Annotated in this window: 9 protein-coding genes; 3 read left to right on the forward strand and 6 right to left on the reverse strand. The window is 67.1% G+C overall.

Annotated elements, in window-relative coordinates; genetic code table 11:
• Position 1: 1 nt before the first annotated feature.
• The 6 genes from Acor_RS34415 to Acor_RS34440 form a co-directional block, all read right to left on the reverse strand.
• Entirely contained in the window at positions 2–829 is an 828-nt protein-coding gene (locus Acor_RS34415) for a carbohydrate ABC transporter permease (protein ID WP_155340953.1), read from the reverse strand.
• Complete coding sequence (locus tag Acor_RS34420; protein ID WP_170317225.1) at positions 829–1,803, reverse strand: carbohydrate ABC transporter permease; 975 nt, start codon at positions 1,801–1,803, stop codon at positions 829–831. The genes Acor_RS34415 and Acor_RS34420 overlap by 1 nt, the downstream gene beginning before the upstream one ends.
• Before the next feature lie 4 nt (positions 1,804–1,807).
• The gene (locus tag Acor_RS34425) at positions 1,808–3,082 is read right to left on the reverse strand and encodes an ABC transporter substrate-binding protein (protein ID WP_155340954.1); all 1,275 of its coding nucleotides are present in this window, start codon (positions 3,080–3,082) and stop codon (positions 1,808–1,810) included.
• Positions 3,083–3,234: 152 nt separating this feature from the next.
• Entirely contained in the window at positions 3,235–3,999 is a 765-nt protein-coding gene (locus tag Acor_RS34430; RefSeq protein WP_218034657.1) for a FadR/GntR family transcriptional regulator, read from the reverse strand.
• 135 nt (positions 4,000–4,134) lie between these two features.
• Entirely contained in the window at positions 4,135–6,519 is a 2,385-nt protein-coding gene (locus Acor_RS44980) for an RICIN domain-containing protein (RefSeq protein WP_155340956.1), read from the reverse strand.
• Positions 6,520–7,120: 601 nt separating this feature from the next.
• On the reverse strand, positions 7,121–8,356 hold the full coding sequence (locus tag Acor_RS34440; RefSeq protein ID WP_155340957.1) for an extracellular catalytic domain type 1 short-chain-length polyhydroxyalkanoate depolymerase: 1,236 nt from the start codon (positions 8,354–8,356) through the stop codon (positions 7,121–7,123).
• Positions 8,357–9,015: 659 nt separating this feature from the next.
• Between Acor_RS34440 and Acor_RS34445 the strand changes: the two genes are divergently transcribed.
• The 3 genes from Acor_RS34445 (at position 9,016) to Acor_RS34455 (ending at position 15,113) form a co-directional block, all read left to right on the forward strand.
• The gene (locus tag Acor_RS34445) at positions 9,016–10,497 is read left to right on the forward strand and encodes an endo-1,4-beta-xylanase (RefSeq protein ID WP_155340958.1); all 1,482 of its coding nucleotides are present in this window, start codon (positions 9,016–9,018) and stop codon (positions 10,495–10,497) included.
• Between the two features lie 572 nt (positions 10,498–11,069).
• Positions 11,070–12,203 (forward strand): lectin, encoded by a 1,134-nt coding sequence (locus Acor_RS44985; protein ID WP_155340959.1) that lies wholly within the window; start codon positions 11,070–11,072, stop codon positions 12,201–12,203.
• 72 nt (positions 12,204–12,275) lie between these two features.
• Positions 12,276–15,113, forward strand: coding sequence for a PQQ-dependent sugar dehydrogenase (locus tag Acor_RS34455; RefSeq protein WP_155340960.1), 2,838 nt, complete (start codon positions 12,276–12,278; stop codon positions 15,111–15,113).
• The last annotated feature ends 74 nt before the right edge of the window (positions 15,114–15,187 follow it).

The following is a 15,187-nucleotide window of genomic DNA, read 5'->3' on the forward strand; positions in this document are numbered from 1 at the left end:
GTCAGCCTTTCGTGGAACCGGCGGTGACACCGTCGGCGATCTGGCGCTGGAGGAAGAGATAGGTCAGCAGCACGGGTACGGCGGCGATCAGGACGCCCGAGGCGAAGGTGGGGATGTCGTCGGAGTACTGGCCGCGCAGCGAGGTGACGCCGACCATGAGGGTGCGGTGGTCGGCCGACGGCATCATCAGCAACGAGATGAGCACGTCATTCCAGCAGAACAAGGCGTTGAGGATGCCGACCGACAACAGCGCGGGAGCGCCCATCGGCAGCATGATCCGCCGGTAGACGCCGTAGACGGTGTTCCCGTCGATCCGCGCCGCATCGACGATCTCCGCGGGAATGGTCTTGTAGTAGCTGGTCATCAGGAAGATGGTGAACGGCAGGAACTGGGCGACATAGGCGAGGACCAGGCCGGGATAGGTGTCGATGAGGCCCGTGTCGGCCATGACACGCGCGAGCGGCACCATGATCACCTGGAACGGGATGAACAGCGCCGCGAGGCAGCCCAGAAAGAACGCCTTGGAGCCGCGGAAACGCAGCTGACTTAACGCGAAGCCCGCCATCGACCCGAGGAGCAGCAAGGTGACCACCGAGGCCGTCACCACGATGAGCGAGTTGGCGAAATACCGGGCCATGCCGATGCTGGTCCACGCGGTGACGAGGTTGTCCCAGCGCAGCGAATCCGTCAGCGAGAAGCGGTCGAGGATGTACTCGCGCCGCGTCTTCATGGCGACATTGGCGGTGAACACGAGGGGGTAGATCGTGACCAGGGCGAGGACACCCATCGGGACCGCGACCACCCATTTGCTCAGGCGCCTGCCGGGCATCAGTTCTCCCTTCCGGCGCGACGGAGCACGCTGATCTGCAGCAGCCCTGCCACCAGCATGATGAGGAACAGGACCGTCGAGGCCGCCGAGGCGAGCGCGGGGCGGTTCATCTGACCCTGCTGGATCCAGATGTAGTACTCCGGCAGGTACGTGGACCCCTCCGGTCCGCCGCTGGTCATCACGTACAGCAAGCCGAACATGGACGTCAGCATCCCGATCATCGTGGTGACGAAGACGAACTGGATCGTCCGGGTCAGACTCGGGATGATCACATGCCAGATGCTCTGCCGCAGCGAGGCGCCGTCGACCCTGGCCGCGTCCAGGAGCGAGGGGTTCAAGCTGGCGAAGCCGGCGAGGAACACCACCAGGGCCATCCCGAACGTGGCCCAGATGTGCACGCCGACCACGGTGAACTTGGCGACGTCCGGATCGCCCAGCCAGTCGACGGGGCCGAGGCCGATCACCGCGAGGACGGCGTTCAGAGGGCCGTCGAAGGCGAGCATCAGGTTGAAGATCGCTCCGATGATCACGGGGGAGAGCACCGCGGGGAAGAAGTAGACGCTGCGGTAGACGCGGTGCCCGGGTACGCGCAGGTAGATGAACGTCGCGAGCAGCCCAGGGATGGCGACCGCCACGGGCAGGAGGACTACCAGCAGCCCGACGTTGCCCAGCGCGCCGCGGAACAACGGATCCTCGAGCAGTTCCAGGTAGTTGGCCCAGCCGACCGTGGTCCCGTTGTCCGCACCGTCGCCGGTGAAGGAGAAGTTGACACCCAGCAGGAGCGGCCACAGCCGCAGGGCCACGATGATCAGGATGGCGGGCGCCAGCAGAATGTACGGCGCGAGACGTTCGGCGCGTGCCCCCCGGGCGTGCTGCCGGGAACCGGCCGGATGGCGGGCCGGGCTTGTCCCCGGTCCGTTGGCCCGCCCGGAACCGGCCGGGCGAACCAACGAGGAGGAGCTTCTGAGCGGCACGAGATCAGCTCGCCCGGTCCGAGGCGGCCAGCTCCTCCACCACGTCGTCGACGCTCGCCGATCCGCTCAAGAGCTTCTGGGAAAGCCGTCCCATGAGGTCCAGGGTCTTCGAGGACAGCGCCACATGCAGCGCCGGCTTACCCGACTTGAGCTGCGACACGATCGTGCCGACGGCCACGGGCCCCTGCGACACGTCGATCGTGGTGTCGGAGGCGATCGCGCCGGCATCGGCGTAGAAGGAGGTGAGGGCGTCGGTCGCCGTCAGGGACCGCACCAGGTCGGAGGCGAGCTCCGGGTCCTTGGTCCACTTGGCCACCGCGTATCCGATGCCGCCGTCGTAGGGGAGGCTCGGGGTGGCGCCGGTGATGGACAGCGGGGCGGTCATGACGCCGACCTTGTCCGCCCCCAGGAACTCGCTGAAGTCCTTCCAGTGCCCGATGTCGGACATCAGCCCGATGATGTGAGCCGCCTTACCGGCGTCGAAGATCGAGAAGGCGTCGTTGAACATCGCGGTTGAGTTGGCGCCCTCGTTGTTCAGGCCGGAGTCGCCGCTCTCCTTCCACAGCTCGAAGATCTTCTTCACGCCGGGAGAGGTCCAGTCGCGTTTGCCGGCGATCCAGTTGTCGTACTCGCTGGGTGTCAGGACACTTGACCCGAGACCCGACAGGAAGAACTGGATGCCGATGCCCTCCTTGTTGCCCAGGGCGAAGCACGTGGCGCCGGTCGCCTTCTTGATGGTGGCGCAATCGCCGACGAACTCGTCCCAGGTCTTGGCGGGTTTCGCGGGGTCCAGTCCCGCCTTCTCATACAGCGTCTTGTTGTAGTAGATCGGGTGACCCTGCAGGGTCACCGGCGCGGCGTAGGTCTTGCCGTCCTTGGTGAAGGCATCCCAGCCGGCCAGCCGCTGCCTGTCCTCGGTCACGTACGGGTCGAGGGGGAGGAGGGAGCCGACGCGGTCCCGGATCTGGCCGCCTCCGTTGAAGAGCATGACATCGGGTCCGGTACTGGACTGGATGGCCGCGCCTAACAGGGTGTAGTACTGCTCGAAGGGCTGGGCCACGAATTCGAGCGTGACGTCCGGATGCTTCTTCGCGAAGTCGGCTTTCGCCTTCTGGATGTAGGAGGCGGCGGAAGCGTCACCGGACTTCCAGTCCCAGACCACGAGCTTGGTGGCCTTGGCGGACTCCGCCGGTGTGGATGCCGGTCGCGTGGCGCTTCCGCAGCCCGCCAGGCCCAGCCCCAGCACCATGACGGCCGACCACAGGGTTCGCTGCTTCATTGCAATTCACTCTCCAGGTGGCGACCGGCTGGCCCGGCCGTCCGTGAGAGGGAACGTAATTCGTATGACGTCTTACGTCAATATGTCAGACTCATTCTGATGTTGAACCGTGGCGCACGGGGGTTCCGGTTCGCCTCCAGCCGCGGGAGCGATCAGTCGGCCGGTGCGAAGATGCGCTGCTGGATCTCTCTGCGGTAGTCGTCCAGGGTGTTGTCGATGTGCACCGCCGCGGCCTGGGCGGCGGCCTCCGCGTCGCCGATCCGTATCGCCTGGTGGATGGCGTCGTGTTCCTCGACCGCCTTGGCCGCGTGCCCGCCTATCGAACCGCGCAGCCCGATGACGTTGGACTGGGCCTGAAGCCGGCGGGCCTCCCGCACCGCGGCCTGGAGGAACATATTGTGCGAGGCGATGGCGATGGCGGTGTGGAAGGCGTCGTCTCCTTCGTTGAACAGATCCTCGCGTCCGCTCTCGAACCCGTAGCGGCAGACGCCGGCGGCTTTCCCGATCTCACCCAGTTCCGCGGGTGTGGCGCGGTGCGCGGCCAGGCGGCTGGTCTCCATCTCCTGAGTCCGGCGGAACTCGAAGAGCATGTAGACGTGCTCCAGGTCCGTGGGGAGAAAGAACGACGCCCAGCGTCCGGTGCCCAGCATCCCCTCGTCGTCGGCCACGAACAGGCCGCGACCTTTGTGGGCGCGAACGCGGCCGAGCGCCGAGAGTATCTTCACGGCCTCACGTACCACGGTTCTGCTCGTGCCCAGCCGCTGGCCCAGTTCCTGTTCCGTCGGCATTCGGTCACCGGGCCGTAGGCCCAGCTGCGTGATCAAGGTCAGCACCTGCTCGGCGGCCACCTCGTAACCCGGCCGGTACGTGCTCGTCGTACGCGGAGATTCGATCGCTCTGCCTGTTCCATCTGCCACAACCTCAAGGGTACGGCCGATCACCATCGCATCCCCGGCCCAAGGAGGACGGACCCCGATCCGAGCGTCGAGTGGCGACGGCGGAACGATCGGAGGGCCGGGCGCCCGGCCCTCCGGCAACTCAGTCGTGCGGGATCAGCTACGCAGGCTCCAGCGCTGGTTGGCGCCGGTGTGGCAGGTCCAGAGCTGCGGCCGGGTGCCGTTGGCTGTGGCGTTGCTGGGCAGGTCCAGGCACAGTCCGGACTGCACTCCGCTGATGGTGCCGTTGGCGTTGACGTTCCACTGCTGGTTGGCCTGACCGTTGCAGTCCCAGATCACCACCTGGGTTCCGTTGGCGGTGCCCTGACCGTACGCGTCCAGGCACTTGTTCCCGAACACCGTCAACTGCTTGGACGACGTCCGCGTCCACCGCTGGTTCGCCCCGCCATGACAGTCCCAGAGGTGTACCGCGGCTCCGTTGGCGTTGCTGCCGCCGCTCACGTCGATGCAGCGCCCGGACTGGGTTCCGACGATCTCCACCGTCTGCGCGGGAGTGCCGCTCTGGGGACCGGCCGCGGCCATCACGGCCTGCGCGCCCGTCGGCCAGTTGCCGTTGCTCACCGTGACGTTGTTGTTGACCACGTTGCCGCGGTCGCCGTTGGTCACGTTCGTGGAGCTGTTGCTGGTCCAGTTGCCGGTGACGGTCCAGTTGCCCATGTTCTCGCCGCCCCAGTAGTTGGCGGTGGCCCAGGTGCCGGTACTGGAGAAGACGTTGCCGGTGACGGTGTAGTACTTGGAGCCCTCGTCGAAGTAGACGCCGAAGTACCCGTTGGTGCGCAGGCAGTAGTTGCCGCTGATCACCGCGTTCGGGTTCCATGACAGCGTGTAGATGCAGCCGCCGTCGTTCATCTGCTGCATGACGTCGTGGACGTAGTTGCCGACAAGCCGGTTGCCGGAGGCGGTGGTGGGCGTGGTGTAGCGCGGCTGGTAGTTGTACAGGCCGCGATTGGCGTAGTTGGTGTTGCCGCCGGTGTCGTTGGCGCCCCAGCCGTACCCGATCGACATGCCGGTGTAAGGCATGTTGTAGACCTCGTTGTGGGACACGTCGGAGTTGGTGACGTAAGTGGTCAGGACCGAGACAATGCCCCGGTGGTCCACCCCCAGGTCGTGGATGCGGTTGTTGCTGATGGTGATGTCGCGGTTGACCATCCGCTGGTCGGAGGGGTGGTGGGCGTCGGCGCGCGCGCCGCCGACCACGATGCCGCCGGCGGAGCTGCGGGCGATCTCGGATCGGGTGACGGTGATGTCGCTGGCGCCGAGGCCGACACCGCTGGCGTGGGCGTTGGCGTCGTTGCCGATGCCCACGGCGGTCTGCCCCAGGTTGACGAACTGGGAGTCGGTGAAGGCGATGTTGCCGGCGGCGGAGATCTGCACGGCGGCGGGCATCTGGTACCAGTTCGGCCGGGCGGCCTCGAACTGCGTGCAACCGTTGTGGCAGGAGGAGAAGCTGGGCCAGTTCCAGTTGCCCGCGATGTAGGCGCCGGTCTGCTGGTCGGCGTAGCCCTGGTTGCCGCTGGCGCCGAGCCAGGTCGTGCCGGTGAAGGTGATGCCGGTGAAGGTGATGTGGTGCGCCGGCGCGTCATAGGTGCCCCCGATGTTCACCAGAGACTGCAGCACCGGCAGTTCCACGCCGGTGGTGCTCATGTTCTGGCCCGCGAGCGGGATGTAGGAGAGCACGCCGGTGCCGGGGTTGATGTACCACTCGCCCGGCGAGTCCAGGAACTCGTAGGCGTTGGTCAGGTAGAGCGGACCGGCGCGGTGCGGCTGCGTGAAGGTGTCGTAGCCGAAGTTGTTGTTGTTCCAGGCCGGCTGCTGCATCGTGATCAGGTTGCCGCTGATGTTCTGCACCGGCGAGTAACGGTCGGTGAAGGAGCCGACGCTCTCCATCTCGACGCGGTTCTGGTTGGCCAGGTTGTTCAGATAGTTCAGGGCGCTGTTGCCGAATCGCATCCCGGTGCTGCCGGCGGTGAAGTCGGCCCGGTTGACCTGGGTGCGGGCCCGGGTGGCGAGGGCGCCGCTGACATACAGCTGCCGGGTGTCGATTCCCGCACCGACGCCGGCCCGCCAGATGTTCTTGGCGGAGTCGGCCAGGGACCAGCCGGTGACCGCCCGGGCTCCACTGATCACCGGGCGGGCCGAGGGAGCGGCCTGCCAGGTGACGGTGTAGCCGTTGTTTCCGGAGTCGGCGGCGGTCAGCCGGAGCGGCGCGGAGAGCCGGTACACCCCGTCGGCCAGCTGTACGACGATGTCACCGGACATGGCGCCGTTCAGCGACCGCACCGCCGTCTGCGCCGCGGGCAGCGAGCACGGCTGGGCGGAGGTGCAGGCGGTGCCGGTGCCGGACGGAGACGCGTACAGGGTCGTGGTGGCCGCGAGGGCGGGGGCGGCCGGGGCGACGAGGGCGAACGCCGCGGCCAGAGCCGCCGCGACGACGCCGGTCAGGACCGGTCTGAGCGCCGTGACGCGCGAGGATGGTTGCACGGTGGTTCCTTTGGGGGTAGAGGGTGCGGGTCAGGTCACGCCCTCCTCGTCAGACGGCCTGAGGTGGAGGCCGTCGTCGAATCGGGTTGCGATGGCGGCCGACTGTGCGGCGCCCATGTGATCCGGCCGGGGGATTCCGGCGGGAACACGCCTCCGGGGCTTCGCTACCAATTACGTTCGGAGCACTGACGCCCGTCAAGACCTTAAGCCCACTTATTTCACGACATGCACACTAGGAACCTGGTCGTGGTTAGTAATCTCATAGCGTCTACCAGCGGTTATATCCGCCACTGACCTACCCATACCAGCCGATCTATTTGAATCGTTCAAATGAGTAGTACTGTTCTGGCTGTCTCTGCTCAACCACGGGGAGACAAGCTCGATCAGTCATACTCTTGTGCTTGCCGGGTCCGGACGCTGAATCGCCTCCGGTGCGGCGGGGTCTGCCGCACCGGAGGCGTTCCCACCCCGGAAGGGGAGGGCCGGTGGGTGGGGTTGGTGCCCGGCCAGGCCCCAACCCCACAGGTGGCGCCGATCCTGGGTTCAGGCCCTGCGAGAGAGCGGTGAGGGTCTCAGGGTCTGGTCGGGCCGGCGCGGGTCGTCAGGTCCGGTTCCATCGCTGGTTGTTGCCGCCCCAGCAGGAGTAGATCTGCACCGCGGCCCCGTTGCCGGTCCCGGCGGCGTCCAGGCACTTGTTGCCGTACACCCGCAGCTCTTGGGCGGAGGTGGTGGTCCACTGCTGGTTGGCGCCGCTGTGGCAGTCCCACAGCTGGACCCGGGTGCCGTCGGTGGTGCCGGCGTTGGGCACGTCCACACAGCGGCCGGAGCCGACACCCCTGAGCTGCCCCCCACTTCCACCAGTCGGAGTCACCGTCGGAGTCGCCGTCGGCGTGACCGTCGGCGTGACCGTCGGGCTGGGGGAGGGGGCGCCGCCGTCCAAACCGAAGAAGTGGATCGCGTAGGCCGCCATCCCGGGACGCGGCAGGTCGTGACCGGCCCCGTTGACGGTGTACGCCTCGACCTGGCCGGAGCCGAAGACCCGCCTGGTCCAACCGGACTGCGGGCTGCTGGTGGACGTGGGGGTCTGGCTGATTCCCCACACGTTGGTCCATTGGTCGACCTGCTCCTGCAGCATGCCGTAGTTCAGCACGTCGTCGGCGGTGCCGTGCCAGGACGTCACGCGCGGCCGGGCCCCGGTGTAGCCGGGATAGGCGTTGCGGACCAGGTCGCCCCACTGCTGCGGCGTCTTGTCACCGCACCCGGCGGGCCCCAGGCAGCCGTAGGGCACACCCGCGAAGGGCGCGCCGGCCCTGAACACGTCCGGATATACCGCGAGCAGGTTGTTGGTCTCCATCGCGCCCGACGAGAAGCCGGTGGCGAACACCCGCTGCGGGTCACCATTGTGGCGTTGCTGCACGTAGGACACCATGGCGACGATCGACGCCGGATCGCCGCCGCCCCCGCGGCGTAAGGCGGCGTCCGACCACACGTCAAAGCAGTTCGACAGGCCGTTGGCACTTTTGTTGGCCTGTGGGTAGACGACGATGAAGCCGTACCGGTCGGCCAATGACGCGAATTCGGTGCTCTGGTAGAAGGCCCGGGCCGTGCCATTGCAGCCGTGCATCGCCACCAGGATGCCCGGGCGAGCGGACACATTGTCCGGGACGTAGAGGTACATCTGGATGTTGCCGGGATTGGCGCCGAAGTTGGACACCTGAGTCAGGGCCGCCGCCGACGCCTGAGGCGCGGGCACCGCGAACATGGCCAGGGCCGTGACCGCAGCTGTGAGCGCGCTCGCGGCGTCGACGCCGACTAGCTCTCTGGTACGCCGTCTCATTGTTCTGCCCATTCTCCAGGGGTGCCTGATCAGGTCGCCCCGGCACAGCCACGTCAGGCCCGCCGCAGCCCGCGATCGTTCAACTGGCAGGCGCTATCGAGAACGTTGTGATAGTTACGTCAACCAAATGGCGAAATTTCCGATACTTATGTGGCGTTAACGCAAACATTTCGGCTGGTCGAACGCCCTCTCCGTCGGCTGGTTGGACGCGGTGGTGGGGCGGAGCAAATACGAGGGAGGAGGGCGCCGTCAAGGGCCGCCGGCGTCTCGTGCGAACCTCGGGAGCCTGAATGCGGGCCCATCTGGTGTTTTACGAAGGGGTCCCCCAAGGTGTGAACGGGATGCGATGAACGTTTCATCGGTGATTCCGCACTCTCGCCTGCGCGTCCGAAACTTTCACATGAGCGACCCACTGTTGAGGGCCGTGGAAGGCACAAGAATCGGATGGAACGACCGAAAGTTTTTTGAAAGCCTTGACACATTTCGGGGATGTTTCCACACTGGGTCCCCGAGACGGCTTGCCGCCAGGACCGGTGATGGCAAGGAATCCGTCTTTGCGACGCCCTCGTGGTGTGCGTTCCGACGATGGAGCGCGGCGTCGAGCTCGCGGAGTACCCGCGTTCTTCCCCTTCCCTGACAGCTATGGAGGCTGAACAAACATGGGCACAAACGCCATACCCCCGCCCGGATCCCGGCGACCTTTCAGCGGCCTGCGCCGGAACCTGGTCATCGGCGCCCTCGGTGTGCTGGGCATGACCATGGCGGTGACGCTTCCCGCCGACGCCGCGGCGAGCACGCTCGGTGCGGCGGCTCAGCAGAGCGGCCGGTACTTCGGGACCGCCATCGCCTCGGGCAAGCTCGGCGATTCGGCGTACACCTCGATCGCGAACCGTGAGTTCGACATGGTGACGGCCGAGAACGAGATGAAGATCGACGCCACCGAGCCGAACCGGGGGCAGTTCAACTTCACCAACGGTGACCGCGTCTTCAACTGGGCGCGGCAGAACGGCAAGCGGGTACGGGGTCACACCCTGGCCTGGCACTCCCAGCAGCCGGGCTGGATGCAGTCCCTGTCGGGTAGCTCCCTGCGGCAGGCGATGATCGACCACATCAACGGTGTGATGGCGCACTACCGCGGCAACATCTACGCCTGGGACGTGGTCAACGAGGCCTTCGCCGACGGCAACTCCGGCGGACGCCGCAGCTCCAACCTGCAGAGCACCGGCAACGACTGGATCGAGGTCGCCTTCCGCACCGCGCGGAACGCCGACCCGGCCGCCAAGCTCTGCTACAACGACTACAACATCGACAACTGGACCTGGGCCAAGACCCAGGGCGTCTACAACATGGTCCGCGACTTCAAGCAGCGCGGCGTCCCGATCGACTGCGTCGGCCTGCAGTCGCACTTCAACAGCAACAGCCCGTACAACAGCAACTATCGCACCACGATCTCCAGCTTCGCCGCCCTCGGGGTGGACGTGCAGATCACCGAGCTGGACATCCAGGGCGGTTCGGCGAGCACCTACGCGAGCGTGGTGAACGACTGCCTGGCGGTGGCGCGCTGCACCGGCATCACCGTGTGGGGCGTCCGCGACAGCGACTCCTGGCTCGGATCGAGCGCCAGCCCGCTGCTGTTCGACGGTAGCGGCAACAAGAAGGGGGCGTACAACTCCGTCCTGAACGCACTCAACGCCGCGAGCCCGAACCCCAGCCCCACCCCGACGGTCACGCCGACGGCGACTCCGACGGTGACTCCGACTGGTGGAAGTGGGGGGCAGCTCAGGGGTGTCGGCTCCGGCCGCTGTGTGGACGTGCCCAACGCCGGCACCACCGACGGCACCCGGGTCCAGCTGTGGGACTGCCACAGCGGCGCCAACCAGCAGTGGACCACCACCTCCGCCCAAGAGCTGCGGGTGTACGGCAACAAGTGCCTGGACGCCGCCGGGACCGGCAACGGGGCCGCGGTGCAGATCTACTCCTGCTGGGGCGGCAACAACCAGAAATGGCGCCTCAACAGCGACGGAACCATCGTCGGCGTGCAATCCGGGCTGTGCCTGGACGCCGCAGGCTCCGCCAACGGCGCCCAGCTCCAGCTGTACTCCTGCTGGGGCGGCAACAACCAGCGATGGAACCGGACCTGACGACCCGCGCCGGCCAGACCATGACCGCTTCTCCCAGCGCCTGATCACCACCCACTGACCCTCCCCTTCCGGGGTGGGAACGCCTCCGGTGCGGCAAACCCCGCCGCACCGGAGGCGGTCGGCTTTCGGATGAAATTTTCATCACATCACTTTCTCCCGGTGTTTTAGAACGCGCCGAACCCCCAGGTGGGTGGGGGTGATCGTGGCACTCCCCGACCCGAGAATGTTTCATACTCTTGACGACGCGATCTGCCTCAGATTTGCTCCGCTACACATCTCCACGAGCGCGACAGAAAGGAGTCGGGCCCAACGGCAGAGTTATGTTAACGCTAACATAGCGCTCCTCCTGTAAGAAACAGCTGGTAAACGCAGCTGGGCTTCGCGAGGAGGCGGCCCTTCTTCGGGGGCACGCCATCACGCGATCCCGACACATGAGGAGGCTTTTTCGGCCATCGATGCGCCCAATCAGACTGATACATGTCACATCAGGCCATCGGCCCTCGCACCACATGCGTCGCTGACGCACCCGAGCCGAACTCGCGGGCACTTCACAACGGTCAAAGAGGTCGAGCATGCATGCTTGGAGACGATTACTCATCGCGGCGCTGGGCACCGCGATCACCGTCGCCCTGAGTGTGGCGGTACAGACAACCTCCGCCGACGCGGAATCCAACGGCGGGGTGCGTGTCATGCCGCTGGGCGACTCGATCACCGAGGGCACCCAGATACCCGGCGGCTACCGCATCGGCCTGTGGCAGCGCCTCGCCGGCGGCCGGTACACGATCGACCTCGTCGGCTCCCAGTTCAACGGGCCGAGCGGTCTGGGCGATCACGATCACGAGGGACACCCCGGCTGGCGCATCGATCAGATCGACGCGAACATCAACGGCTGGGCGCGGAGCCACAACCCGCGAACCGTGCTGCTGCACATCGGCACCAACGACGTGCTGCAGAACTACAACGTGACGGGCGCGCCACAGCGGCTGTCCACCCTGATCGACCGCGTCACCACGGCCGTACCGAACGCGGACGTGTTCGTCGCCACCATCATCCCCCTGGCGTCGGCAAGCCAGGAGGCCGCCGTCCGCACCTTCAACGCGGCCATTCCCGGCATCGTGCAGAACAAGGTCAACGCCGGCAAACGCGTCCATCTGGTCGACATGCACAGCAAGCTCAACACGTCAGATCTGATCGACGGCATCCACCCCACCGCCGGCGGTTACGACAAGATGGCGGCCGCCTGGTACGCGGCGCTGCAGGCCGTCCCCGGCAGTATCGGCCAGCCCGGCGGAACGCCCAGTCCCACGCCTTCCCCGTCCACCGCCACCCCGATCCGCGGAGTGGCGTCGGGCCGGTGCCTGGACGTGACCGGCGCCTCCCAGGCCAACGGCGCGCTCGCGCAGATCTGGGACTGCAACGGACAGTCCAACCAGCAGTGGACCTCCACCGCGGCCGGTGAGCTGCGCGTCTACGGCGGCAAGTGCCTGGACGTGAACGGCGGCGGGACCGCCGACGGGGCAGCCGTGATCATCTGGGACTGCAACGGCCAGAACAACCAGAAATGGCGGTTCAACTCCGACGGCAGCATCACCGCCATCGGGGCCGGCAAGTGCCTGGACGCACCCAGTAACTCCACGGCCAACGGCGTCAAACTCCAGATCTGGACCTGCCACGGCGGCGGCAACCAGAGATGGACCCGCGCCTGACAGCAACTCTGGCAACAGCGCGGCGGCGCGCGCCTTGCCCTGACCGGTCGGTTCGTCAGGAAAGGAAGACTCATGTCCCGACGTCCGTGGCTCACATTTCTGGCCACGATCGCACTGATCACTTCAGGCGCCACCGCGCTCACCGCTTCCCCGGCCGGCGCACTGACCATCCCGGCGTCCGACTACCAGCAGGTGCCGCTCGCGTCGGGCGGTTCGGAGCTGGGCGAGGCGATGTCGCTGGCCGTGATGCCGAACCGATCGGTCGTCCACACGGCCCGCGACGGCACGGTGCGCGTGACCGATGTCAACGGCAACACGAAGGTGGCCGCCAGGCTCAACGTCTACAGCCACGACGAGGAGGGCCTCCAGGGCGTGGCGGTCGACCCGAACTTCGCGTCGAACCGATACATCTGGCTGTACTACTCACCCCGGCTGAGCACGCCGAGCGGCGACGCCCCCGCCACCGGCAACCAGTCGCAGTTCGACCAGTGGAAGGGTGAGCTCTATCTGTCCCGGTTCACTCTCGGGTCGGACGACACGCTCGACATGTCCAGCGAGAAGGTGGTCCTGCGGGTCGCCAACGACCGCGGCCAGTGCTGTCACGTGGGCGGTGACATCGACTTCGACGCCGCCGGCAACCTGTATCTGACCACCGGAGACGACACCAACCCCTTCGAGTCGAGTGGCTACGCCCCGCTGGACGAGCGGACCAACCGCAACCCGCAGTACGACGCCCAGCGCACCGCGGCCAACACCAACGACCTGCGCGGCAAGCTCCTGCGGATCAAGCCGCAGCCGGACGGCGGCTACACGATTCCCAGCGGCAACCTGTTCGCCCCGGGGACGTCGAAGACCCGGCCGGAGATCTACGCCATGGGCTTGCGCAACCCGTTCCGGATGAGCGTGGACAAGGCGACCGGCATCGTCTACCTGGGCGACTACGGACCGGACGCGGGGGTGACCAACTCCAGCCGGGGGCCGAGCGGGCAGGTGGAGTTCAATCGCATCACCGGTCCCGGCAACTACGGCTGGCCGTACTGCACGGGCGCGAACACCACCAGCGAGACCTACAACGAGTGGGATTTCGCCTCCGGCGGCACCGGCTCGAAGTACAACTGCGCGGGCGGCCCGGCCAACAACTCCTTCCGCAACACCGGCCTGACCACGCTGCCTCAGGCCAAGCCGGCGTGGATCAGATACGCCGGTGACTCCGGCTCGCCGCCGGAGTTCGGCACCGGCTCGGAGTCGCCGATGGGCGGCCCGGTCTACCGGTACGACCCGAACCTGAACTCCAGCGTCAAGTTCCCCCAGGCGCTCGACGGACGATACTTCGCCGGCGAGTACGGCCGCCGCTGGATCAAGGCCATCGAGGTGAAGTCCGACGGCGGGTACGGAGAGATCTCCGCGTTCCCCTGGTCGGGGACGCAGGTGATGGATATGGCCTTCGGCCCCGACGGGGCGTTGTACGTGCTCGACTACGGCACCGGAAACAACAACCAGGCGCTCTACCGCATCGAGTACGTCGGTCAGGCCAACCGCAACCCGATCGCCAGAGCCATGGCCGACAAGACCTCGGGACCGGCCCCGCTGACGGTGAGCTTCTCCTCGGCGGGCAGCTCCGACCCGGAGGCCGGCTCGCTGTCGTACGCGTGGAGCTTCGGCGACGGCACCACCTCGACCGCCGCCAACCCGAGCAGGACCTACACCGCCAACGGCACGTACACCGCCACGCTCACCGTCCGCGACCCCCAGGGGCTGACCGGGGGCGCGAGCGTCATCGTGACCGTGGGCAACACCGCTCCCACGGTCGCCCTCACGAGCCCGGCCGACGGTCAGCTGTTCTCCTTCGGTGACACGGTGCCGTTCCAGGTCGGCGTCAGCGATCCGGAGGACGGCACCGTCGATTGTTCGAGGGTGACGGTGACCTACTCGCTCGGCCACGACAGCCACGCTCACCAGATCACCTCGCGAACCGGCTGCGGCGGCTCCATCGCGGTGCCGGTCGACGGCGAGCACGACGCCGCGGCGAACATCTTCGGCGTATTCACGGCGTCCTACGTCGACGGCGGCGGTCTGACCGCCACGAGTATCCGGACGCTGCAGCCACGGCACCGGCAAGGTGAACATTTCGGCGCCCAGCAGGGCGTCCAGACGGCCGACCACACCACCGCGGAGGGTGGCAGGACCGTGGGCTTCGTCGACGACGGGGACTGGATCTCCTTCCAGCCGTACAACCTGAGCAACGCCGGGAGCATCACCGTGCGGGTGTCCTCGGCGGGCGCGGGCGGCCGGATCGAGGTGCGCGCGGGCTCGGCGACAGGCACGCTGCTGGGAACGGCGAACGTCGCCGGCACCGGTAGCTGGGACACCTTCGCCGAAGTCGCGGCGAACCTCGGCGGCGCGCCGACCGGCGCGACGGCGCTGTACCTGGTCTTCCGCGGCCCGACCGGCCAGGGCTACCTGTTCGACCTGGACGCGTTCACCTTCGCGACGGGCTCGTCCCCCTCACCCTCCCCATCTCCTTCGGGCAGCGCCAGTGCGCTGCGGGGCGCGGCGTCGGGGCGGTGCCTGGATGTCAACGGCGCTTCGCAGGCCAACGGCGCGCTCGCGCAGCTCTGGGACTGCAATGGGCAGTCCAACCAGCGGTGGACCTCCACCGGCGCGAGTGAGCTGCGGGTGTACGGCAGCAAGTGCCTGGACGTGTCCGGCGCCGGGACCGCCGACGGCACCGCGGTGATCATCTGGGACTGCAACGGCCAGAACAACCAGAAGTGGCGGTTCAACTCCGACGGCAGCATCACCGCGATCGGGGCCGGCAAGTGCCTGAACGTGTCCGGCACCGCCAACGGAACCAAGGCGCAGATCTTGACCTGCAACGGCGGCACGAACCAGAAATGGACCCGCGTCTGAGGCCGCCCGCCACACCCCACGACCTCGCCCACCCCACGACCACGCACTGATGTGCGCCCGGCGCCATGACAGAA

The sequence above is a fragment of the Acrocarpospora corrugata genome (assembly GCF_009687845.1).
Lineage (GTDB): Bacteria > Actinomycetota > Actinomycetes > Streptosporangiales > Streptosporangiaceae > Acrocarpospora > Acrocarpospora corrugata.

Excerpts from the sequence above, each read along its gene's own strand:
- Acor_RS34415 (WP_155340953.1), bottom strand. The coding sequence starts at position 829 with ATGCCCGGCAGGCGCCTGAGCAAATGGGTGGTCGCGGTCCCGATGGGT.
- Acor_RS34425 (WP_155340954.1), bottom strand. The coding sequence starts at position 3,082 with ATGAAGCAGCGAACCCTGTGGTCGGCCGTCATGGTGCTGGGGCTGGGC.
- Acor_RS34440 (WP_155340957.1), bottom strand. The coding sequence starts at position 8,356 with ATGAGACGGCGTACCAGAGAGCTAGTCGGCGTCGACGCCGCGAGCGCG.
- Acor_RS34445 (WP_155340958.1), top strand. The coding sequence starts at position 9,016 with ATGGGCACAAACGCCATACCCCCGCCCGGATCCCGGCGACCTTTCAGC.
- Acor_RS44985 (WP_155340959.1), top strand. The coding sequence starts at position 11,070 with ATGCATGCTTGGAGACGATTACTCATCGCGGCGCTGGGCACCGCGATC.
- Acor_RS34455 (WP_155340960.1), top strand. The coding sequence starts at position 12,276 with ATGTCCCGACGTCCGTGGCTCACATTTCTGGCCACGATCGCACTGATC.